This window comes from Acidianus ambivalens, assembly GCF_009729015.1.
Taxonomy (GTDB): domain Archaea; phylum Thermoproteota; class Thermoprotei_A; order Sulfolobales; family Sulfolobaceae; genus Acidianus; species Acidianus ambivalens.
The window spans coordinates 462,414-483,980 of sequence record NZ_CP045482.1 but is presented as its reverse complement, the minus strand read 5'-3'; the positions used below and the strand labels follow the sequence as shown (position 1 = coordinate 483,980).

35 protein-coding genes, 1 tRNA gene and 1 pseudogene are annotated in these 21,567 nt (G+C 38.0%); 26 read left to right on the top strand and 11 right to left on the bottom strand.

Annotation, left to right across the window (positions count from 1 at the left end):
- The first annotated feature begins 37 nt into the window (after positions 1 to 37).
- The 6 genes from D1866_RS02955 to D1866_RS02930 all read left to right on the top strand — a co-directional run bounded on the left by D1866_RS02955 (position 38) and on the right by D1866_RS02930 (position 4,611).
- Complete coding sequence (locus D1866_RS02955; protein WP_152943382.1) at positions 38 to 1,159, top strand: radical SAM/SPASM domain-containing protein; 1,122 nt, start codon at positions 38 to 40, stop codon at positions 1,157 to 1,159.
- Complete coding sequence (locus D1866_RS02950; protein WP_152943297.1) at positions 1,132 to 2,187, top strand: TIGR04053 family radical SAM/SPASM domain-containing protein; 1,056 nt, start codon at positions 1,132 to 1,134, stop codon at positions 2,185 to 2,187. The genes D1866_RS02955 and D1866_RS02950 overlap by 28 nt, the downstream gene beginning before the upstream one ends.
- A 65-nt stretch (positions 2,188 to 2,252) precedes the next feature.
- On the top strand, positions 2,253 to 2,504 hold the full coding sequence (locus D1866_RS02945; RefSeq protein WP_152943295.1) for a hypothetical protein: 252 nt from the start codon (positions 2,253 to 2,255) through the stop codon (positions 2,502 to 2,504).
- Positions 2,505 to 2,626: 122 nt separating this feature from the next.
- A complete protein-coding gene (locus tag D1866_RS02940) occupies positions 2,627 to 3,391 on the top strand; it encodes a 2OG-Fe(II) oxygenase family protein (RefSeq protein ID WP_152943293.1) in 765 nt (254 codons plus the stop codon).
- A 310-nt stretch (positions 3,392 to 3,701) separates the two neighbouring features.
- Entirely contained in the window at positions 3,702 to 3,989 is a 288-nt protein-coding gene (locus D1866_RS02935) for a hypothetical protein (protein ID WP_152943291.1), read from the top strand.
- 412 nt (positions 3,990 to 4,401) lie between these two features.
- Positions 4,402 to 4,611 (top strand): hypothetical protein, encoded by a 210-nt coding sequence (locus D1866_RS02930; protein ID WP_152943289.1) that lies wholly within the window; start codon positions 4,402 to 4,404, stop codon positions 4,609 to 4,611.
- Between the two features lie 404 nt (positions 4,612 to 5,015).
- On the opposite strand, the gene D1866_RS02925 is transcribed toward D1866_RS02930, so the two are convergent.
- The 3 genes from D1866_RS02925 to D1866_RS02915 form a co-directional block, all read right to left on the bottom strand.
- On the bottom strand, positions 5,016 to 6,857 hold the full coding sequence (locus D1866_RS02925) for an APC family permease (protein WP_152943287.1): 1,842 nt from the start codon (positions 6,855 to 6,857) through the stop codon (positions 5,016 to 5,018).
- Between the two features lie 133 nt (positions 6,858 to 6,990).
- Positions 6,991 to 7,746, bottom strand: coding sequence for a sulfite exporter TauE/SafE family protein (locus tag D1866_RS02920; RefSeq protein WP_152943285.1), 756 nt, complete (start codon positions 7,744 to 7,746; stop codon positions 6,991 to 6,993).
- 10 nt (positions 7,747 to 7,756) lie between these two features.
- A complete protein-coding gene (locus D1866_RS02915; protein ID WP_152943283.1) occupies positions 7,757 to 8,449 on the bottom strand; it encodes a phosphorylase family protein in 693 nt (230 codons plus the stop codon).
- Positions 8,450 to 8,638: 189 nt separating this feature from the next.
- On the opposite strand from D1866_RS02915, the gene D1866_RS02910 reads away from it, so the two are divergent.
- The gene (locus D1866_RS02910) at positions 8,639 to 9,034 is read left to right on the top strand and encodes a hypothetical protein (protein WP_152943281.1); all 396 of its coding nucleotides are present in this window, start codon (positions 8,639 to 8,641) and stop codon (positions 9,032 to 9,034) included.
- Between the two features lie 57 nt (positions 9,035 to 9,091).
- Positions 9,092 to 9,165 (top strand) — tRNA-Cys (locus tag D1866_RS02905).
- A 60-nt stretch (positions 9,166 to 9,225) separates the two neighbouring features.
- Here the strand turns inward: D1866_RS02905 and D1866_RS02900 are convergent.
- The 8 genes and pseudogenes from D1866_RS02900 to D1866_RS02865 form a co-directional block, all read right to left on the bottom strand.
- A pseudogene (locus tag D1866_RS02900) lies at positions 9,226 to 9,339 on the bottom strand (putative integrase); the annotation flags it as partial.
- Between the two features lie 206 nt (positions 9,340 to 9,545).
- Entirely contained in the window at positions 9,546 to 9,869 is a 324-nt protein-coding gene (locus D1866_RS02895; RefSeq protein WP_152943279.1) for a hypothetical protein, read from the bottom strand.
- Positions 9,866 to 10,507: a nuclease gene (locus tag D1866_RS02890; RefSeq protein WP_155861028.1), complete on the bottom strand. Its 642-nt coding sequence runs from the start codon at positions 10,505 to 10,507 to the stop codon at positions 9,866 to 9,868. The genes D1866_RS02895 and D1866_RS02890 overlap by 4 nt, the downstream gene beginning before the upstream one ends.
- Before the next feature lie 16 nt (positions 10,508 to 10,523).
- The gene (locus tag D1866_RS02885) at positions 10,524 to 11,309 is read right to left on the bottom strand and encodes a phosphoadenosine phosphosulfate reductase domain-containing protein (RefSeq protein ID WP_152943277.1); all 786 of its coding nucleotides are present in this window, start codon (positions 11,307 to 11,309) and stop codon (positions 10,524 to 10,526) included.
- Positions 11,310 to 11,317: 8 nt separating this feature from the next.
- On the bottom strand, positions 11,318 to 11,500 hold the full coding sequence (locus tag D1866_RS02880; RefSeq protein ID WP_152943275.1) for a protein D-63: 183 nt from the start codon (positions 11,498 to 11,500) through the stop codon (positions 11,318 to 11,320).
- A gap of 1 nt (position 11,501) precedes the next feature.
- Positions 11,502 to 12,044: a chromosome partition protein gene (locus tag D1866_RS02875; RefSeq protein ID WP_152943273.1), complete on the bottom strand. Its 543-nt coding sequence runs from the start codon at positions 12,042 to 12,044 to the stop codon at positions 11,502 to 11,504.
- Positions 12,041 to 12,226, bottom strand: a complete 186-nt coding sequence (locus D1866_RS02870; RefSeq protein ID WP_152943271.1) for a hypothetical protein — start codon at positions 12,224 to 12,226, stop codon at positions 12,041 to 12,043. The genes D1866_RS02875 and D1866_RS02870 overlap by 4 nt, the downstream gene beginning before the upstream one ends.
- 230 nt (positions 12,227 to 12,456) lie before the next feature.
- Positions 12,457 to 12,678 (bottom strand): hypothetical protein, encoded by a 222-nt coding sequence (locus D1866_RS02865; RefSeq protein WP_196773472.1) that lies wholly within the window; start codon positions 12,676 to 12,678, stop codon positions 12,457 to 12,459.
- 121 nt (positions 12,679 to 12,799) lie between these two features.
- On the opposite strand from D1866_RS02865, the gene D1866_RS02860 reads away from it, so the two are divergent.
- The 18 genes from D1866_RS02860 (at position 12,800) to D1866_RS02785 (ending at position 21,567) form a co-directional block, all read left to right on the top strand.
- Positions 12,800 to 13,108: a hypothetical protein gene (locus tag D1866_RS02860; protein ID WP_152943269.1), complete on the top strand. Its 309-nt coding sequence runs from the start codon at positions 12,800 to 12,802 to the stop codon at positions 13,106 to 13,108.
- Between the two features lie 2 nt (positions 13,109 to 13,110).
- Entirely contained in the window at positions 13,111 to 13,257 is a 147-nt protein-coding gene (locus D1866_RS13035) for a hypothetical protein (RefSeq protein ID WP_170254150.1), read from the top strand.
- Positions 13,257 to 13,709, top strand: a complete 453-nt coding sequence (locus D1866_RS02855) for a DUF3258 domain-containing protein (RefSeq protein ID WP_152943267.1) — start codon at positions 13,257 to 13,259, stop codon at positions 13,707 to 13,709. The genes D1866_RS13035 and D1866_RS02855 overlap by 1 nt, the downstream gene beginning before the upstream one ends.
- Positions 13,706 to 13,960, top strand: coding sequence for a hypothetical protein (locus D1866_RS02850; protein WP_152943264.1), 255 nt, complete (start codon positions 13,706 to 13,708; stop codon positions 13,958 to 13,960). The genes D1866_RS02855 and D1866_RS02850 overlap by 4 nt, the downstream gene beginning before the upstream one ends.
- A complete protein-coding gene (locus D1866_RS02845) occupies positions 13,957 to 14,133 on the top strand; it encodes a ribbon-helix-helix domain-containing protein (protein WP_152943262.1) in 177 nt (58 codons plus the stop codon). The genes D1866_RS02850 and D1866_RS02845 overlap by 4 nt, the downstream gene beginning before the upstream one ends.
- On the top strand, positions 14,130 to 14,297 hold the full coding sequence (locus D1866_RS13030) for a hypothetical protein (RefSeq protein WP_170254149.1): 168 nt from the start codon (positions 14,130 to 14,132) through the stop codon (positions 14,295 to 14,297). Before D1866_RS02845 ends, D1866_RS13030 begins: the two co-directional genes overlap by 4 nt.
- Entirely contained in the window at positions 14,294 to 14,575 is a 282-nt protein-coding gene (locus tag D1866_RS02840; protein WP_152943259.1) for a hypothetical protein, read from the top strand. Before D1866_RS13030 ends, D1866_RS02840 begins: the two co-directional genes overlap by 4 nt.
- Entirely contained in the window at positions 14,572 to 14,709 is a 138-nt protein-coding gene (locus tag D1866_RS13805) for a C2H2-type zinc finger protein (RefSeq protein WP_152943257.1), read from the top strand. Before D1866_RS02840 ends, D1866_RS13805 begins: the two co-directional genes overlap by 4 nt.
- Positions 14,706 to 15,005: a DUF5658 family protein gene (locus tag D1866_RS02830; RefSeq protein WP_152943255.1), complete on the top strand. Its 300-nt coding sequence runs from the start codon at positions 14,706 to 14,708 to the stop codon at positions 15,003 to 15,005. The genes D1866_RS13805 and D1866_RS02830 overlap by 4 nt, the downstream gene beginning before the upstream one ends.
- Positions 15,002 to 15,286: a hypothetical protein gene (locus D1866_RS02825; protein ID WP_152943253.1), complete on the top strand. Its 285-nt coding sequence runs from the start codon at positions 15,002 to 15,004 to the stop codon at positions 15,284 to 15,286. The genes D1866_RS02830 and D1866_RS02825 overlap by 4 nt, the downstream gene beginning before the upstream one ends.
- Before the next feature lie 20 nt (positions 15,287 to 15,306).
- Positions 15,307 to 15,684, top strand: a complete 378-nt coding sequence (locus D1866_RS02820; protein WP_155861027.1) for a C2H2-type zinc finger protein — start codon at positions 15,307 to 15,309, stop codon at positions 15,682 to 15,684.
- 319 nt (positions 15,685 to 16,003) lie between these two features.
- Positions 16,004 to 16,966, top strand: coding sequence for a hypothetical protein (locus D1866_RS02815; RefSeq protein WP_152943251.1), 963 nt, complete (start codon positions 16,004 to 16,006; stop codon positions 16,964 to 16,966).
- A 436-nt stretch (positions 16,967 to 17,402) separates the two neighbouring features.
- Complete coding sequence (locus D1866_RS02810) at positions 17,403 to 19,823, top strand: hypothetical protein (protein WP_152943247.1); 2,421 nt, start codon at positions 17,403 to 17,405, stop codon at positions 19,821 to 19,823.
- Positions 19,823 to 20,065, top strand: coding sequence for a DUF5489 family protein (locus tag D1866_RS02805; RefSeq protein WP_152943244.1), 243 nt, complete (start codon positions 19,823 to 19,825; stop codon positions 20,063 to 20,065). Before D1866_RS02810 ends, D1866_RS02805 begins: the two co-directional genes overlap by 1 nt.
- The gene (locus tag D1866_RS02800; protein WP_152943242.1) at positions 20,055 to 20,558 is read left to right on the top strand and encodes a C166 family protein; all 504 of its coding nucleotides are present in this window, start codon (positions 20,055 to 20,057) and stop codon (positions 20,556 to 20,558) included. The genes D1866_RS02805 and D1866_RS02800 overlap by 11 nt, the downstream gene beginning before the upstream one ends.
- On the top strand, positions 20,555 to 20,890 hold the full coding sequence (locus tag D1866_RS02795) for a transcriptional regulator (protein ID WP_152943240.1): 336 nt from the start codon (positions 20,555 to 20,557) through the stop codon (positions 20,888 to 20,890). The genes D1866_RS02800 and D1866_RS02795 overlap by 4 nt, the downstream gene beginning before the upstream one ends.
- Positions 20,847 to 21,263, top strand: a complete 417-nt coding sequence (locus tag D1866_RS02790) for a V1/V3 family capsid protein (protein ID WP_152943238.1) — start codon at positions 20,847 to 20,849, stop codon at positions 21,261 to 21,263. Before D1866_RS02795 ends, D1866_RS02790 begins: the two co-directional genes overlap by 44 nt.
- Before the next feature lie 13 nt (positions 21,264 to 21,276).
- Positions 21,277 to 21,567, top strand: coding sequence for a V1/V3 family capsid protein (locus D1866_RS02785; protein ID WP_152943236.1), 291 nt, complete (start codon positions 21,277 to 21,279; stop codon positions 21,565 to 21,567).

Here is a 21,567-nt window from a genome sequence, read left to right as displayed (position 1 = left end):
TTGTTAGATTTAAATGCTAAAAATCCAAGAAGTCTTCATGATTCCAGTAAGCGTAATGGTTACAGATACTGGGACAGTTTCCTTTAAGATTAAAGGACATTACGGTAAGGATTCTCCCAGTAAATTCAGTGAGGTTTTTAGGCCAATAGTAACCTGGAATTTGACTTATAAATGTAATTTACGTTGCCTCCACTGTTATATTAATGCTTCTCCCAACGCTCCAGACGGCTTAAGCACTGAAGAAGCGTTAAACCTAGTAGATCAAATGGCAGAGATAGGGATACCGATGATTATAATGAGCGGAGGAGAACCATTAATGAGAAGGGATTTCTTTACAATAGCCTCTTACACCGCTAACAAGGGAATAAAACTCTCATTATCTACAAATGGAACATTAATAAGCGAAAACGTAGCTAGAAAATTGAAAGACTTAGGCTTTGTATACGTAGGAATAAGCCTCGATAGTTACTCTCCAGAATTTCATGATAAATTTAGGGGAGTCCAAGGAGCGTTCAACATGGCAATAAAAGGAATAAAGAACGCAATAAATGCTGGGTTAAATGTGGGTTTAAGGTTCACGTTAACTAAGGAAAACATTCTGGACGTAGATAATTACATCGAGCTTGCGGTGAATCTTGGAGTTTCAAGGATAACGTTCTATCATCTTTCCGCAAGCGGTAGAGGGAAAGAACTGAAAGATTGGATGTACACTCCAGAGGAATACAAGATTTTCATTGATAAAATAATTCATTACGCCAAGCAATTGAAAGGGAAAATTGAAATAGAAACAACATTGGGCACTTTTGATGGGATTTACATTGCTAAGTATTTAAATGATAGAAAATTGCTGGACTTCGTTAAATCTACTGGAGGTTGTGGGAGAAAAATGATCTCAATTTATCCTAATGGTGACGTATTCCCTTGCCAATTTATAGACTTCGTTAAGCTAGGGAACATTAGAGAAAAACCGTTAAAGGAAATTCTTAAAAACATTCCTGATATTTTCGTCAATACTGAGAATTATTTAAAAGGGCAAAAGTGTGGTACTTGTGAATATAAGGAATATTGTAAAGGAGGAGATAGAAGTAGAGCCTACTACTGGGATGGAAATATTTACGGGGATGATCCCTTATGTCCTTTGAGAGAGCTCCACATTTAGTATTCTGGGAGGTAACTAAAGCTTGTCCTTTAGCTTGTAAGCACTGCAGAGCAAATGCTATACAGAATCCTTTGCCCGGAGAACTAACTACTGCAGAAGGCAAAAAGTTATTGGAGGAAATATCAACTTTCGGCAAAGTAGTTGTTGTATTTACTGGAGGAGACCCTCTAAGCAGGGATGACATATTTGAGCTAATGGATTATGCGAAGCAATTAGGATTAGTAACTTCCATAGCCCCTGCACCTTCTTACAAACTTAATGAGGATAGTATAAGGAAAATTAAAGAAGCAGGAGTTACCTATATGTCAATAAGTCTTGACGGTGCTAAGCCAGAAACTCACGATTGGTTAAGAGGCTTAACTAGTTATAAATATGCAATTAACGGAATAAAGGAAGGACTAAAACAAGGGCTAATTGTACAAGTAAATACTCTAATCTGGAAAGGAAGCTACCCTGAATTACCACAAATAGCAAAAATCCTTCATGACCTTGGCGTTAAAGTTTGGGAGATATTCTTCCTAATTCCAGTAGGCAGAGGAACTGTAGAACTGGATATTCCTAAAGAGAACTATAAGAAAGTCGTTAATTTCCTGCTTGAGGTAAGTAAATATAACATCGTAGTAAGGACTGTAGAGGGACCTTTCTTTAGGAGGGCAAAGTTAGAATACCCTGAGGGCTTTGAGGATAATGAACTAATTGAAGAGTTGAGGAAATTACTAGGAAAACCGCCTAAAGAAGATGTTGATAAATCAATAGTACCCACAAGAGACGGCTCAGGAGTGATTTTTATCTCCTATGATGGTGAGATTTACCCAAGTGGGTTCCTTCCCTTATCCTTAGGTAATGTGAGAAAGGACGATATAGTTAAAATATATAGAGAATCTCATTTACTGAAACTTATAAAAGAAGGAAAATTAAAAGGCAAATGCGGAAGCTGTAAATACGTGAACGTGTGCGGAGGCAGTAGAGCAAGAGCTTATGCAGTTTATGGAGATCCATTAGAGGAAGATCCTGCATGTCCTTATTAGCTTCCAGAACTTTGTAGGTATTACGTCTATAAAAATTTATATAAAATTTTCAAGTAAATTATCATATGGAAGAAGTAGATTTCCAAAAGATCATTGAAAACCCCTCCAGTATAGGTATACAAATGAAAGTAAGGAAAGCAATAACTTGGTCAGAGAAAGAAAGGATAAAGTCGCAGATACATTTACTTACTGTAAAGGGGAGTGGAAATAAAATAAAGTTCATGCCTGGCAGTGAAGGAGAATTCCTAATTTATGACGGAAATTTCCTCTATGTTTATTATCCTCAAGAAAATAGTGTAATCAAGTTCATTGTCTAATTGACTGAAAGTAATCTAGAGCAAATTTTACGTCAAGTTAACGCTCGTAAATCGAGAAAAACTGAAGAATGCATTTAAGTTGTTTGGCAAATTTTATTTTTTCTTTAGTAAAGTACTCTCATGTGAGAACAGAAGTTATTGTTTATACTGCCGTCGTCTCAGGTTTCATACTATCACTCCTCTTCTACCCCGTCTTTGAGGTTAATAGTTCTATTTATTCTCAGGAGTTAGAAATTTTCGGATTTAACATAAGATTTTACGATTTCTCCTCAACAGTATTCTTACCCTTACCGATTGCAGGAGTTATTTACGCCTTATTATCTGCAATAGTACCACTTGTATGGAGGAAAACTAGGTACTCTCTTTACTTATCGACAATCCTCATCTTACTTTCAATTTCAATGTTCATTTCGTCATATATTTACGACGAGAGATATCTATTTTATTACGACTATTCTGTACTCCCTACATATAATGGAGCATTCCTAATATACTTGCCTAAGGTATTTTCTTTCAATTTGCCATTTTTTATTTTAATAACTTCCGCAGTAATAAGCTCGTTGAACTCTGTTACAAGGGCTAGATGGATTCCAATAAGTAAATTGTCCTTACTAGAAAAGGTTCTTCACGATTTAAGATATAATGAAATAGAGAGAGGAATAGTTAGACTCTTCACGGAATTAAATGTTCCGTATAGTATTGAAGAGGGAGTTATATCAGCCCCGCACTTAAAGATATTAAAGGAGAATAGGAAAATAAAAGAGGCTTTCTTCCCTAGAAGGTTTAACACTTCTGTCATCTTCATTCAGGGAAATAAAGCTTACAAGATAGATAACGGTGAACTGAAAGAAATTTCCTTACTAGAAGCTATAAAAATTATTTTATAAAATATTGAAATAAATGAAACTAAGATAAAAAAGGAAGAATATCTATAAAGATTAAGTTAACTAATAAAAATTGATAAAACAAAGAAGGTAAGAATAAAATATCGATAGTAGAACTACGAGAAAGCATCAACAAATGTTTATGTTTTTATGGTTTCAACGATAAACTTAAAAATCGAGAGTACTTAAAAAGCTATTGTCTCTATTACTAGAAAATTTTATATAGACAAAAAGCAAGCAAAGAACGAATTAGAAAGACGAGAATAAACAAGAAAGTATTATTATCTCTTGTATTTTTAAGTGCACTAATTCAGTGGTTGCTGCAGACGTTATTTACTACTATCAGGGGTCGATAACAGTTTATACGACTACAATGCCAATACAATTAAAATGCGGACCTAACGGAAATGTACCAAGTTATATAACAACTACCGTAGGTAACGCTCCTCATGGGTACTATTTTACTGCAACAATCTATATAACAAACTCAACTTATGATTACTTCTATCACTTCCTCACTATAAAGGCATGTAAACCGGTAACTTATTTGTTACTAACGTTAGTACAACTACTGGAACATATATTAAATGTGCATGGCTAATAATACAATGTGCTAGTACTGGGAAAACAATAGGAGAATTTAAGATAATTAACAACGGAAAACCATATCAATGCACTACAACTATTTCATTAACTAACGGAGATTCATATTGCGTTTCACTATTAGTTGAGCCAACTAATCCATTACCCAGTAGTGGAACAGACCTAGGAACAATAACGGTTTACTTAGGATATAACGTAATTAGCAGTAGCGCAATATGCCTTCCCCCCACTTAATAGCGTAGGTCCTATACCTCTACCTCCGGGGTTATAATGGATCAAGAAAAAATTTTTTATACTTACTTTTTTTACTTATTCTCTCGTCTTTAGTACTAATAATATATTCTGCACACGTAATAAGAATTTCTCACGAAATTCTAACTCCGCCCTCCGCAAGAGTTGTTTCAGTTTACTTGTGCAATGGAAAGATAATACTTTCATTGCTTCTGAATAATACGACTCCTTATCCTATAACAATAAACGGAGGCAAAATAAGTATAGTACAAACAAATCAAACTATCTTAGTTAGGCCGTCAACCTTGGCCAAAGAAGAAGAAATCAACGTCTCTGCCCCTCTTTTGCCTTCCTATGCATACTACTCTACCATTGGAATAAAAGTTTAATTTGCGGAAATATTTCACAAAATAAGGTCTACATCACATTTTACTGCATAGCCGAAATTCACGTAGTAAGTTACGTTAAAGTAGTTCATCTTACTTATTTTAATGGTACTGCTAACGTCACTTTTTTAGTCTCGACTCCAGTAAACTCCACGGTAAACTTCATAAGGTATATTCAACTTGCAAACGACAACTTATCCAGGTTTGTTGCAGAGAATTTAGGAGAAATTTACATAGACCGCTCTTTTCCTGCAGGGGTATATAATTTTACTGTTAGTATAGAGTTTCCTATAGTTTTCTGCAACAGCTTGGAAAAAGGTTATACTTATACTTTCTTTACTTACCTCAACTTAACTTGCCATTACTTATATGAAAACGTAACTAAATGCCTTCAGATCTACTACATTTTAAGAAACTGAAACTCCTCTTTCTAACTCTTCTAAAGCCTTCGTTTTTATTCCGCTTTTTACTGCCAGATAATGGAAAATTAATGTAACTATCCCTACGACTATTGTATCCTCTGGAAAGGGAATTAAATTAGCTGGACCGAAACCGCCTAGATAGGATAACAGTAACATAGAGAAGATGAAAGATATTAGCCAGATTCCTGCTCTAATTTCCTCCTTACCTTCTGCTGGAGAGGACATATATACTACAGCAATATTGCTGGAAACTATAATAGCCATTGAAATTATGTAAATGACGAAGGCTATTACGTTATTTTCCGCAAGATAGTCACTTTGAACTAGGCAAAAGTAAGAGGTAAGAGGTATTAAGATAACGTCAGCAATACCTAGACTTATTGCAACTTTTTTCTCAACCTCCAAGATTTTGTGAGCGTAATAACTGAAAAACAGAGGTAAGCCCACAAAGATTGCTGTAACTACATAAAATAGAATGTCGAACCCTGACCAGTAAACTAAAAGACCTGCCGAAAGCGTAGCTAAAGGTGCTAATAATTTACCTGCAGGAGCAACGTAAGGCCTGCATAAATCTGGAGCTAGTTTCCTTAACGTCTCCATTCCAATTCCGCCCATCATGTAGGTAAATACTGAGGCAGAGGATAATATGGAAGTTAATGTAACCCATGCGGGGAAAGGTAGGAGGAATATTGAACCTATCATTAAGGTTAAGATTAAAGAGAGCGTTGGCACTTTAGTTTTGCCTATCTTTAAAAATACCTCTGGTAAATATCCGTTAGCTGAAAATGCGTAAATAGTCCTTGAAGCAGTTCCCATGTATATCCAACCAGTTCCGCTGGGAGACACCACTGCGTCAAGCAATAGAATTATAGACCATACATAGAATATCAGGAATACTAAGCCGAACACTTTTGATTCTCTAAATAGGAAGAAGAAAGGACCGTTTGAAAGAGAAGTTGAAGCTAAAGCCTTCCAATCTCCTGGAGTTACTCCTAAAGATGCCCAGTTTAGTCCTCCTATGAAAACTACCTGCAAAAGTACGTAGATTATTATCCCTACTAGAAGAGAACCTATAACAGCAAAAGGCAAGCTCTTCTTTGGGTTTTTAGCTTCTCCGGAGTAATCAATTGGTTGCCTAAAGCCCAAGTAGGAAAAGAGTATCCCGGCATTCGGTATTGCAAAGAGAACTGCAGAGAATCCTCCATAACCGTGGCATGTGTAGGAGGGAGAAGGCATAAAATCTACTGTAAAGTTTGTTGGATGAAAATAGAAGACTAGGAGGATAACGATAGTTGCGGAAGGAATTAGTAACTTCCACCACCCAACTCCGTGAGATACTCTACCAAGGAACTTTACTCCAAAATAATTTATGAAGAAGAAAGCTACTAGGAACACGTAATCTATTCCTATTCCTAGAGGAGTTAAAACTCCCTTACAAGCAAGAGATGGGACTAATGAAGATAAATAAGTTACAGACGCAGTTGCTTCCGCAGCTGCAGATATTGAGGTAGATATTAAATACGCCCAGGTCATAATAAATCCTACTAAACCTCCGTGAGTATAATGAGGATATCTAGCTATTCCTCCGCTCTTAGGTATTGCTGAACTTATTTCAGCATAAGCTAAAGCAATAAATGAAATTAGAACACCTCCTATTATCCAAGACAGTATTGAAGCTCCTCCTGCATCCTCTGCAGCATATAATGTGGCAAATAACCAACCTGAACCTATTATTCCTCCTAGGCCAATGTAAAATAATTCCATTCTACTTAATGACTTGCTTAATTTTTGATCCGATTCCGTTCCTAGGTCTCTAGCCTTGGCCATAATCTATAAAAAGTTTAAATGATTTAAAAATTCGTCTATATCTTAATGCATTACTAGAATACCATATATTATTCCAGAAATTTAGAATATCTTATGAATAGTAGAATATAGAGTATAAAATGGGATAAAAAATCTAAATTACCTTAAATAGTTCGCTTACTGAAGTTACTACGAATACGCTACCAAGGAATATGTAAATATAAGAGGGCCTCATTTTGTTCGCTAATCTAGCAAAATAATATCCGGAAACTAGTGCAGTTAAGCCTATTATTACTGAGGCTATTATATCAGATCTACCAGAAATTGCGTAAGCTGTTGCGCCACTTATTGCTGAAAATAACATAGCCAAAGTAGCTGTACCTATCATCCTCTTAACGTCTATGGAAAAAAGCAACATCATTACAGCAATGAACATTATTCCGCCACTAGCTCCTAAAGTGCCGGTAACTATGCCAATTAAGAAAGCTAACATTGGGGCTATAACGTAAGAAGCAGTCCTTAAATTTAACCTTTTTATATTTAACTTAGGATTTCTAGACCTTTTAAAGGAAATATAGGCCATGTAAGCTGTAAATACTACAAATACCGATTCTAAAGCTCTATCCGGCACAACAAAGGCTATTGCTGAACCTACTTGTGCACCTATTACTGCTCCTAAGCCTAAAATGAGCGAAATTTTAAGATCTACATTTCCATGCCTAAAATATACGAAAATGACAGACAGTGTAGTTATAACGTCGACTAATAAACTGCTTCCTATAGCGTCTTGAAAGGATAAGCCCAAGTAGGACAATGCAGGAACTACTATTAAAACTCCGCTTGAACCTGTAATTCCAGTTAGAGCTCCAACAGCTATTCCTATAATTATAAGAAGCCAGATGGGAATCATGGTTAAAAAATTATAGACTTTCTAATAACGCTTCCGCTATAACTTTTTCTGTCTTATTTATATCCTCTGCAGTCATGCTCTCTCCGTTAGCGTTTCTGTAAATCAGATGTACTGATACTGCTTTAAACCCTAGGAGGTTTGCTAGGAAGTAAAGTCCTGCACCCTCTAGTTCAACAGCTATGTGGTTCCTTGATGATAGCTTGTCGAGAAATTCCTTACTATGAGTAAATAATGCATCACTGGTAAATACGTTGCCTACTCTTACCTTTAGCTGTTTTGCATTCAAGTTATTTACTACCTTGTTTAGTAGTTCGTAATCTGGAGTTAGTGCATAAGCTGTAAACTCTCCGTTTAAGTACTGGTAGAAAGTTCCTCCTAAGTTATAAGAGTAACCTATTGGAACTACTACTTCTCCTGGCTTTACGTCTTTTAATCCTGTAGCAGAACCAAACCTTATAATTTCCTTAACTCCTAAATTGTAAAGGTCGTGAGTTACTAGGGTTAATGACGGAATTCCTATACCGTGAAATACTACGCTTACTTTTTCTCCCTTGTATTTGCCTACGTAAGTATAGTATCCTGCAAACTCGCTTACTAACTTCGAATCTTCTAGTAAGCTACTTACAGTTTTCATTCTTTGGAGGTTACCTACGATTATTGCCTTTTCTCCCAGGTCTCCCGGTTTTGCGGTTATGAGAGCCATAGAAAGAGATGGGTAACAAAGTTATATATGAGTAACTTGATCAGCGTAACGGCATTAATCTTTTTATTAAAAAGAGGTATACTAACTTATAAAAAGAAAAAGAAAAGTTTAGGCCGAAAATTTCCATGTAGAAAGATACATATTCAATAACTTGATAAGATTTATATTTTTAGAAATCTACTTTTAATTATGAATACCATAAATACTCTTTTCAAGTACTCTTTCGTTGATTTAATTGCCCTTATATCAACTTTCAGTCTAGGTTTTGCGAAGTCGTTTATTAATTTTGGAATTCTAGCCGAAAGTTTACTTTATCTTCACATTTCATTAGCATTAATTTCATTTTTGCTAGCCGCAGTTCTGCTAAAACTTTCTTTTAATACTGGTCTAGAATTTCCTAAAATAGCGTCAACGATAAGCTTTTCATCTATAGTACTAGCAGGAAGCTCTGGAATAACTTTCCTTTTAACAAATAACAACTTGTTTAGCCATATAATGTTAGGGGCGTTCGAAGTAGCTTTAATCTCAACGTCACTATTGATAGGTTACTTAACTTGCTTCTTTAGGTTGTGTAAGAGGTACTGAGCTAAGAACTGCTGAAAATTTTTTAAGGATAACATCATTTATTAATTACTTGGAAATGCCCCCGTAGGCCAGCAAGGTAGACCACCGGCCTGCAGAGCCGGTTGTCGCAGGTTCGAGTCCTGCCGGGGGCTTACATTTGTGGGGGATACCCCCACACCCCCAATATAGGTTTCTATGATCTTCTCTAATGAACCAATGTAAGTGTGCCTTTGCTTATTGCCTTCACCGTTCTCTATTAAGTAAACATAATACTTACCTTTTATCTCTTTTATGTAGAATTTAGAACTAATGTAAAAATTAGGCATTCTGAGAATGTTAATTCACGCGGGTTTAAATACTCATTCTAATAGAATATCAACAAAGGAATTGAAAGAAGACGGCAAAGATTCCTCAATAGTGCGAAAAATTCAAAGCGTTGCTGCATGCAGCACTATGCAGCTATCTAGGAGGGCTCCATGCAGCTGCAAAGGAGTGCTGCAAATATGCGGCTACCATTTCCCGTTCGCCCTAGTCAAACGCCTTCTTCAATATGCAAAGATTTTCTTAGGCATTCATTGATAATATTGTAGAGTATTTGTCCTTTCTGCGTAAGTATTATGGTCTTTTTTACCGGCCCTTTTTGTGTCTTGACCTCTTTGATTTCTATTATCCCGTTCTCTATAAGGAAATTCTGCCAATTGTACCAAACATGTGTATTCCTGTTTAACTCGTTATAGATTTCAGAGACACTAGGCCAATCCCCTTTTTCCTCTTTCCATGCCCCGATAAGTATTATTAGTTTTTGCGGGGTTGAGAAGAGTTTGTCTATTTTGTCCTTATTCTTCTCTACTTTCATTTGCTCACCCTAGCCAAATACTCCTTAAAGCTCTGATAGAAACCCTTAATTGCCACTCTAAGCTCTACTAAGTTCTTCCAATACTCCACAGGAATAAGATAATATTCGCTTTTTGCATCCCTTTCAAACTTATCTTTCTTAATCTTGTTCTTTCTCTCTAAGTTTAGTATCTGTAAAGCAGAAATACATTTCAGCTTTTCCTCAACATCGTTATAATGGATAAAGAATACCCGCCCTAATACGTTGTATTTTCTAGCTATTTCTATTTTGGTACTAAGTACAGCATAGACAGCCTCACCGTAACGGCTTCTGCTTTCTTCTTCAGTCCAACTTGAACCCGTTATATCTAACCAGATAAGCGGATAGAACGACTCCTTAGCTTTCACATAAAGCGTTAGATCATATTTGTCCTGCAATCCTTCATAATGTTCAAAATTAACAATGTTGGTAAGAGTCCCGACTCCTGTTATCTTTACAAATACATCAAAATCTATTAGCCCTCTAGCCCGCCATTGGGCTAACTTAATTAATAGCTTTCCCAAAACTAGGTACTCTCTTCCCAACCATACATTGGGTAAAATGTAATCTTCTTGTTGATTACCCCAATACTTTAGTTTAAAAGAAAAAGAATCGGCCACGGTGGGTCACCCTTTATCATATTAAAGTCCTACATAACGGGCATTTGTAAGTCCGTGAGTACTTCTGTAAATAATATTCTGGATTCTTCTGGATGTCCTTGAAGTATATTCTTTCGTGGTTGTAAAATAGCCCGGAACCACCCTTTCTTAATTTTGCCTCTGCTTCCACAAATTTTTGGAAGAATTCGGGATTCTTCAGTGCTAGTATTGCGAAATCTGCAGGCGATTTATAAGCAGAACACCAACAGTCGTAAGCCTTTCCGTAAATGTCGTAAAGTGGATTCTTCTTTAGACCGTGAGTTTTTATGTACTCCTCTACATCATCACTTGTAAATTCGTAAATGGGTGCGTAGGTGTAAACACCAAACATTGGATGTAAATATAATTTTACGGCGTGGCTCTTCATCCAGCTCTCATCTTTCCTAACTCCAGTAACAAGTACTATTTCCTGTTTATTCTTATCCTTTAGAAATTCCTGCAAAGGCTGCAACTTTAGGTAGTGCTTGCACCACCTGTGGGTTATTGTGGGAAAACCTTTCTTCTGAACCAGCTCAAAGTAGTCATATTTAGGGCCCACAATTATAAGTTCAATGTTCATCTCTTTTGCAATTTCCTTAACGTAATCAACTAAGCCTGGTGTAGCTATACCAGTATTAATGAAGAGTGCTCTAGTCTTCTCAGGAAATGCACTCCAAGTCATGTGAAGAGCTACTAAGGAATCTCTACCACCACTAAACATGACATAAATTTGCTTAAAGCCTGAGAGAATCTTTTTAATCTCTTTAGCTGCTTGCAGCTGCATAATGCGGGTCACCTCAGCATCTGGTAAAGTTCCGCCGTAATTCTCTGGCTTATGAAAATCGCTCTTTCTATCTTTATTTTATTGTAATTCCCTATCCTAGCGTCTATAGAAATTTGATGAACTAGTGATAGTAGTTCTCTAATGTCGTCATCCAACTCTAAGAATAGTTCTTTCTCTGAGACTTCAGTCATCTCAGTTCACCAACCTCTTTATTTTTGCGAATGCATCGTTTAGTTCCTTAAGAACTGCAGGTGGTACGATATACGCGTTCTGTTCTTTCCTCCAGTTGTGCGTCTCAATCCAGTTGATAATCCTTTCTAACTCATTCGTTAGTTCAAGTAATTTTGAGATATCTATCTCAGCTTTTGCCTCAGCTTTAGCTTCACTATAGTTTATATTGATATTAAGTATGGGCTGAATATCGTTCTTGGCTAATTCTAGGCCTAACTGTTTTGCAAAATAAGGAAGATTTTCCTTATCCTCGGCCAATGAAAGAATTGCGTTCTCTAGAACGAGTTTTACAATTTTTTTCTTCTGAGGTGACAATTCCATATATTTTTGCTTTGCTATAACATTAATTCTAAAAGCTAATAATGAAGTTATGTTGTAAAAGTTTGAGGGGTTTAGGTTTGTTTGTTTGTTTGACGTTTGTTTAACAGTTTTTTCTATACCCGCATTTGTTAGTTTGTTTGTTTGGGGGTTTGTTTCAGTTGTGTTAGAAGAACTTGTATTCATTGCACCACCTCTGCGATTTTTTGTTTGATCTCGTTCTCGTGCTCTCTTAAGTAGGCCTCAAGTGCCTCATTTAATATGTCTGAGAAAGTCTTACCCCTAGCTGAGGCTAGGAGTTTTCCCTTCAAAAAAATATCTTCCCTTATCTTGAGGGTTGTTTTTATGTACTTTTCCACTCCACTCATCAATTTATCAATCTGTATATCTTTCCTTATAAATCTTTCTGGATATCTATCTCTCTTTCTTCAATCTGTCAATCCTCTCTAATAATATTTTGAACATCTCGTATGCTTCTTTGGCCTCTTTACTATCTAATATACCTAATATTTTTAGAAACTCTGCATAGGGTATTGTTACCGCACTGCCACCTAACGCCAATATTGTAGCTATTGCGTCCTTTAGTTTCTCATCTACCTCATTTCGCGTGAAAAAAACGCTTACCTATCTCATCTATCTTAGGTCTAAGTTCAACAGGTAGTTTTTCCTTATTTTGGACTAACCACGCAACTACAGCTTCTTCTATTATCTCAGTCATATCCCTATTCAGATATACAGATACTAACTTCAGTACTTGATACACGTCTTCGTCAAACGCTAATGTAGTCTTCTTTTTTGTCACCCTTTTAGTTTCGACCAACTCTGTCCCCTTATAATGCATTATCATGTTTCTCTTATATATCTGCATCTTTATTGATGGATTGATAGACAGAAAAATTTATATATTCAGATTGACAGATAGATAGATTGAGGGTGGTCAGATGGAGGTCGTGACTAAAGGGGATAAATCCAGAGAGGAACTGTTCGAGAAATTTTTGTTTCATCTCGAACAGTTCCTAGATAGGAATTCGATAATAGAGGAGGCAAGTCTAGAAGTATTATACGTCCAGAAACCACAGAAATCGCTTGACGAGCTAATTGCGAAAGGGGTAATCAGGATAGGCGACGCTCAATACACTTTGAAAACAACGATGAACGAGCATGGAAACATTGAGATCGAAAGCGAGCCGTTCTGGTTTTATGTCAAATTAGATGAGGCGATTAAATTCCTAGAGGAGGTAGGGGATTGACAATGAGTAAGGAGTTAAAGCAGATTAGACAAAGACTAGAAAAGTACTTGGACGAAAACGACCTTGATGAAGAAGACCTAAAAGAACTAGAAGAGATCGAGAAGAAAATCGAGTACATAATCAACTACTACGCTATAGGTGACTATTGATGAACGCAATAGATTACGCCGTTACTTCCAAACACCTAACTAGTACCGTTGTGCATGAATTATTATTCTCAACAAAGCAGATGAGGTTCATCAAGCCAATTCGCAGTGACAAGGGTCTAGGGAAGCTATACTACAAGTTATTGGATGGGCATTATCTGAAGTTCTGTCTATATGGAAATAAGAACGATGTAACATTGAAGATCAAACTAGTGGATATTGAAAACGGTGAGCCCAATGAAAACACAGTTTTCGAAATAACTGCTGATTGGTCAATTATTGACCAAATATTGAGTGACCAAAACGCCCCTAGAATCCTAACTGACTTTCTGAATATGATGCCTGCGTTTCACGGCGTTTCAAGAGTCGCAGACACAAAGTACGAATACAAGAACAGTTACGAAATAGTTTGGACAATTCGCGATTATATCCAGGCTAAGGTGGTTCAAGAATGAACCCGGACGACGTATTTCAACATTTGCAGGAAATACTAAACTTAGCCGATTCCGTTATCATAAGCAAATGTATCGAAGTGTTATGGGCGAAAAAGAACGGCGACGATACTTCAGTAAGCGGATATCTGAAGATAGGCGATATGACTGTGAAATTCTTCGCACAGTGGTTAGACGAAGAACTTCACGTATGGATTGAAGACGATTACTATCACTTTACTCGTGAAGAGGTCGAGAAGGTGATAAAGGGATGACTGACGCTGAAGTCGTTCCTGCAATAGAAGAAGAAATAAAAGTGGTTACAGTGAAGATGCCTGCCATACTCCTAGATGCGATAGACCGCTATGCTAGGAATCACCGCCTTTACAGGTCTGAAGTCATTAGAATGGCAATCCTAAGGTTCTTAGAGGAGGCCCAAAAGCAATGATCGTTTATCAGTGTTTAAGATGCGGGTTACTTTTCAAGACAAAGAAACAAGTGATTGCTCACTTGCATAACATTGAGAAAATCAACAATGATTTCATACTTGATGTTTACTATCAATCTTTCAACATAAAGCCTACCCCAAAGCAGGAGGCTGAAATACTATGAGTTACAAGTGCCCGTTTTGTGGGGAATTAGAGCCTTCAATAAATTGGTTGAGGATACATATCAGAAAATGTCACTACAATGAGCCACTTACCTGCCCCGTTTGTGGATATAGGGCAAGAAGCCTTAGAGGGATAATAAACCATTCTTGCGGGCGTTATGATGAAAAGCACAAGGCTTTGTATTATTTACTTCACAGAAACACAAGGAATACTACTGGTGCAAAGGTTGAAAAACAAATGACTTACTTAAAGCAGTTGAAGGAGGTTTTCAAGGTATGAAGTACATCTGTAAGATTTGCGGTAAGGAGTATAACACAAAGAACGCATTGCGGTCACACCTTAGAAGGAAACATGGTTGGAGTTTCGAGAAAATCGACAGTAGATTGATAAGCGAAAGGGTGATTAGGAAATGAACGTTATCGACATCATAGCATTTTACGGAATTCAGTTTGATGATTATTGGACTACTATCTTGGGGCTAAAGAGAGGTGCAGAAGAGAAGAACCCTATGGCTGTGCCTTTCGTTGATAGCCCTCTATTACTTGCAATGTACAAGTTCGGCCTAGGTACGTTTGCATTACTCCTAATATTGGTAATGATGCAAATCAGTAACGTCTTCTGGTATGTTTTATACGCTGATCTTCTAGGTGAAGCGGTGATTGTCGTAAACAATACTTTGGCAATCTACAGGCACAAGGTGAGAAGATGAGCCGAGCCCTGGAAAAAAAGTTTAAGGAAAAGAAATGGGTTATTGCTGACTTTAACCTTACAGAATTAAAACAATTCTTAAAAGACCTAGAGTATGAAGCCGGTGATGAAGATTTGCCCGAATTAGAATCATTAGTATTTATAGGGATTGATGGGAGGATAGAATATTTTAGTGGAGGTAGGCTAATCGTTATTAAAAATAGTAAAAATGAGGAAGTTCTAAGGAAAAGGATTCTAGAATGGCTAATTAAAAATAATGTGTACTGGGATTTCCTCCTGTAAAGTAAAGGGGTGAGGAAACAGTGACGGAATCAGGTACTAAAAAGTACCTGAGCAACCATAAGTCGATAGCTATCCATGTAACTTTAGAAGAACTAAGGCGTTACCATTCTCTTACACCCGAGCAGAAGAGACTAATTAGGGCAATCGTTAAGGCATTAATTTACCGCCCTGACTTGCTCGCTGAGTCAGATTATTTAATGAAGCTCCTGCAAAGTAAAGCAGTATCCCCCTATGTATGTCCATTGTGTTTATTGCCCTTCAGTTCTTTAACGGCTCTCAAACAGCACATTCGTTATGCTGAGCACACCAAAGTCTGTCCTATTTGTAAGAGAGAGTTCACAACAACGGATGCCCTTTTAGACCACGTTTGTAAGAAGCATAATATCTGCGTGAGTTAGATGAGTAAAATTAAGGTTTTATGGACTGTCTTCATTGCGGGCAATATTTATGATGTCGTTGTATCGTTTATTGCGTGGTATTATCACTTTATTGAGCTGAACCCTATAGTCAGCTATTTTAGTAAATACGGCTATTTTCCAATGCTTCTAACATTGATAACGCTAAAAATAATGGCAATTCTAGGGATCTACCTAATTTTGAGGAAAACTAACGAGTTATTGATTCTTACCATTGTAACGATAGGTTCAGTGTTTGCAGTGATATGGGATACGCTTGAACTGAGCCTCTTTTAAACTCATTCTCTTTTTCCTTCTGCAAATGAGGAAGTCTATAAGTCTTCTAGGTTTAGGTCTTCTAGTACTATTCCTACTAGAAATACCAATATCAACAATGCAAGTAGGAGCATATCCTGTTATAATAGGCGGTGGTGGAGGAGGAAGCGAATCTATACCAGTCAAAATAATTGGATGTGATAATGAACTTGCGAATTTTGAGGGGTATATAGTAGGTTTTAACGATAGCGGTAATCATGGATACGTGAATTCTACAATAGCAGTTATACATATTCCTAACTGCCTTAATTTCTGGAGTAATTGCCCATGTAAAAAATGTCCACTTCCTTATGCATATGCTATATGGATAGCTATGTCACCTTGTCCTCCAGGGCCAAATGCGGGAAACATTTTCCTCCAAGCAGGTGTGGGTTTAATTGTTAACCATACGGGTTGGTATGTCCAAATGTTCATAGTTTATGTTCAAGAATGTGCTCACATCTATTATCCTTTCTACAACAAGACCTTTCCCTATTACAACTTTGGAGGGACAAAACTATGTGTAGTAATGGTTCATGATAAATGTGACACAATTTATGTAAGACTTTATGATACTAATGGATACTGCTATAAGGTTACTCTTCATAATGTGTTTACTTCCTTCATACCTAGGAGTGCAATGATTATTGGTGAAATACCACGTGCCGGTACACTGATTACCCAATGTGGTGCACATATACCAGTTTTCTACTATCCGTTCCCTGATGAGAACTTTAGTGCATTCTTCTCTGTGTCAAGTGGTGAAACTGCGTCAGCAGTATGTATGTATGTGGATCATTATGTTACATTCAAACCAATCTATGTTCTAATGTGCAATAAGTCAGTAACTACATTTGAATGGTATGCAAGCAAAAACTCCTATAAATTATGCTCAGCAGGTTCATCACCATGCAGTGCAGGAATAGATATGTGTGTATATCTTGCATACTTGAATTCCAAATACGCATAGTAGTATACAAGTGTATTCATAAATTATAAAAGGTAATTTTCTTTTTTCATTTTATGCGAAAAATAATTGTTCTCGTACTGCTGTTGTCACTGTCTGTGTTAGCCCTCTATTCTGCTGTATACCTCCATGGTTTGGATAAGACTACAGTCAAAACTTCAGTGCATAATGTAACTATAACTACCACATATACCAGGAACATCGTCTTTTGTATGCCGGCATGGAATTATAATTGCACTCGTGTTTGCCTATTGCCTCCTACTACTTTAACAGGCACTACTGTTATGCATGAAACAGAGACTACAACAATTCCACCGCCTTCCTATGCTTCATTATGGCCGTATATGCTGACATTAGGTATAATAATTTTAGGTTTGGCAATGTTAATTTTCAGACATAAATGAGCCCCTTATAAACTCATTCTCTTTTTTCCTAACTTATGAAGAAGTGGATCCTGTCGTTTCTAATTCTACTTCTGGTAATGCCGGCTATCCCTGTTAATGCATACTATGAAATAATAGGAGGAGGAGGCGGCCCGCCTTGGTCGCCGTTCACTATAACTAAGACAATCTCGACAACGGGGTTTGTGACTAAGCTCGGTTGTACCCTAAGTACTGCAAATTGGTGGAGTACTGTCACAAAATGTGGTACCAATTTGAAGGTTTTAAGCGGTGGCGAATACACTGGTAATAACGTCTCTATTTCTCTATCAACCTCTTCCATCTACTTCAACGTAACCTTCTATTTGAATGGCGGTACTTCCCCCTACGGTGAGATTGCTATTGCCTATGGTACTTACGTCGACATAAATACAGAAGGAAATTACGGACTGAACACTGGTTCGTTCGGGAACGCCGGTATTATAGTCGCGTTAGAACATGGCGCTATGAAATGCGAACATATCTTCGCTTACTTCAACGGTCAAGTATTCCTAAACGCGACAGTCCCTAGTCTTACCGCCCCCGAGTACGTTACGCTTGCTTTCAATTATACCACTCCTTACTACTTACACATTTACGTTACGATAGGGTCATGTCCGACAAAGGTCTTTTGCGTTATTACAGGGACTAAAACGACGACCGGAATTAACCCGCTAACGTTAGAGAAATTAAACAACGACTTTCAGATACAAGCGTGGGACGGAGGAACAGTTTTTGGGCAAGGTGTGTGGTGTATAGTGAGGTACAGTTTTATTGAAAGCGTAACATGTAAAATCAGCTTAACTTATGAGAGCTTAGTTCTGTGTGGCGGGATCCATGCCCTCTACGGATACGCTTTTGCTAATAATCCTATTAACGTGAGTACTTCAGCATCATGGAGTATCACAAGTCTAAGTTTCGTAAACTACAGTATCTCGGGTGCAGAATATCCCGCCCAAGGCAAAATCTGTTACAGTCAAACCACTAACAAGATATACCTAATTCCAAAGCTGTATCCTGCTCCTGCTACAAACTCCTGGTACCTCAACATCACCATAACGCTGAGGATAATCATACTCTCGAAAACTTTCTGTTGTCCCGTCGTTATTCCTATATTCGTCGGGTGGTGGGCGTGCAGTGTGACGGTATACCCGCCTTGTTCGAGCTATCTGTCGGGACAAACAATATCGGTAACTAACATTACCGGCCCTAATATCCCCACGGTGCTTATGGATGCAGGATACAGTGTGGCGGTCAAACCTACAATTGAGATTGACATAGAAGGGTTGACTAACGGGTTCGTCGATTTGCCCTACACCATAACGGAACAAGTGTGTGCTCCTACTTCCTATAATTATATTATTAGAATATCTGAGGGCTGTTTGGTAGAAGGTGAGTTTACCGGCTCATTCACTATCTATCCCGCAACGAAACAGCCCGTGATTTTCGTTTCGCCATACCCAACTACAGTTACGGAAGGACAGACTATCACATTAACCTTTCAATTTAGCTATAATACACCGATAGAGAACGTGTCGATGTCAGCGTTCGTAAATAAGGGCTCTAACTTTGCTTTCTCTTATGCAAAAGATGTGGTGAGCAAAGCCCTAATCGAGTTCTGCGGGTATTGGGCCTCTGCTAACGACGGCCTCCTAATAATCACCATGAAGTGTAACTACTTGATACCTTTCAATGGCTCAAGCGGTCTTCAATACAACAATGATACCCTCAATGAGCTTCAGCTCACTGTTACCGCCACAAATGAGATAGACATAATCAATGTGAAATACGGCACCGGCGTTATCATAAGCAATAGTTCACCCATACTAGGTATAGGTTTCTACTATGGTGCCGGTGCTCTAAACATTAAATGGTTCTTTGTGGATGGCATTATTCTGCAATCAGCCACTGCAGACCAATCATTCGTAATATTAACGGGTACATCAACCACAACGTTATCACAATATATCACCGGATATACCAATTCAACCGGGTTTGGTCAGTTTAAGGTAACATTGACTGATACTCCATATGAGCTTGTGGAAGTAGATTGGTATGGAGTGACCTACAAAATCTTAAACATTAGCGTTACTCAGTCCACTACTACAACAACTAGTACAACCACTGTATGTACATCAACACTTAACTACAACTATACTCAACCGTTTAGCAATAATGTTCAGCCAAACTCTTCGCTCTATAACTTCAGTAGTGATCAACCATGGGCATCACTAATAGGGATTACCGTTACGGTAATCGTTGCACTACTAGGATGGAAATTCGGCGGAAAGGCAGGGGCAAGTGGAGGGGCGGTTATGGGACTTATTATGACGTCGTACTTAGGGCTAATGCCCTGGTACATCTTCTATATCTTCGTCTTCGGCGTCGCGTTATTGCTCGCGAAAACATTTACGGACAGATTCATGGGGGGTGAGGAGTGATGGCGGACGCAATTTCTTTAGCCCTAAGCACTGGATTAGGGCCGGTCATTGCGATAATCATAATACTGGTCTTCATGGGGCTAACGTATAAAATGGCGGGAAAGATTCCTGCCATCATTGTAGGGATTGCTTCAACATTTGCCTTAACTTTCATGGATTTCTTGCCACTCTTCTGGGGGGTCACCATTATATTTGGTCTGATAGCCGGCCTTGTACTAGGAGGTGATAGGGATGGGTACTAAGCTAATAGTTTATGTCCTGCTATTCGATATCTTTATTGCAATGATGGTAGGTGCTTACAGTGGATTAACGCCCCCTAGTATCCCTCCAGAGCCTTCTTATGCTTCTGCTCAAGCAGTGGCTTCATCGATAGTATGGACAGTAGGATGGGGGCCTCTGACTATAATCCCGCAAACTACATTGATACCGCCCTTCTGCATCTTGGGGGCTCACTTTCCAGGGCTTACAATACCTGCAGTAACGATACCGGGCGTAACGCTCTTCAGTATCAATTTTGGATGGCTTGCCCCAGTCCTCTATGTGTTTGATTGGATCATATGGATATTTGAAACAATTGCTTCTGCAGTAGGCTATCTGTTGAGTATTTTCACGGGCTCAATAACACTTCTCTCAAGTGTACCAGTGATAGGGCCGTTCTTGACGACGATAATACTAATCATTAACTTCGTACTAATCTGGGAACTCATTAAATTGATTAGGGGATACGGGCCATGACTTACAGCTCTAATGAGATTAGGGCGAAAATTCTTAGGAGGAAGATACTTCAGCTGATAGCGGAAAACTATATACTTTCAGCTTCCCTAATCAGCCATACGCTTCTGCTTAGCTATGCCACTGTCCTTAGACATCTTAGGATCCTAAATGAAGAAGGGCTAATCGACCTATACAAACAAGGTCGTACGCTTTATGCTAAAATTAAAGAGAACTCGAAAGAAATTCAGATTCTGAATTCAGAAACTATGCGGTTTAAAAAGCCTCTCGACGAGCCTGTATCGAACAAAAATGAGCCTCTGGTCAAAATTAAAGATAGCGAAAGAAGCCCTTAAGGTAGCGATAAATCCCTACAAATATTTCACCAAAGAGCAGATAGAAGAAGCGGTCAGGATCTTTTACCAAACTTGGGATGGCAATATCATATCCTCAGCCAAGAAATTCGTAGAATTAGCATCTCAAAATCCTAAGTTAGCAAAAGGTGAAGGACAGCTTAATATAGGACTCTTAATAGGACTATTCGTCTTCATCCTAATCGGCATTGTCTTACTGCCCGTCATTACAAGCGAAGTTAACAATTTAACATCAGGCACTGCCCCTAGTGTCACCGGGACTGACGCGACACTATTAAGCTTAGTGCCATTGTTCTACATATTGATACTAATCATAGTCCCGGCAGTAATTGCGTATAAGATTTACAAAGATTAAGGAGTGGTGAAGGATGGAAGAAATCAATATGAAGGAAATCATTTTTTTAGCTATCTTTATCATTGTAGGGATTGTACTGTTTCAGCCAATAGTCTCTTACGTTACCTACTTAACTAATCCAGGGTCTTACACTACTTACGTTACGACATCTGGTACCCTAACAGAGACCACATCATCATTCGTTAGTAACCCAGAGTATGTAGGGTCATCTAATGCCACACTAGTTGCATTGGTACCAGTATTCTACTTGTTAGTACTGATTGTGGTACCCGCCATTATTAGTTATAAAATATATAAGGAATGA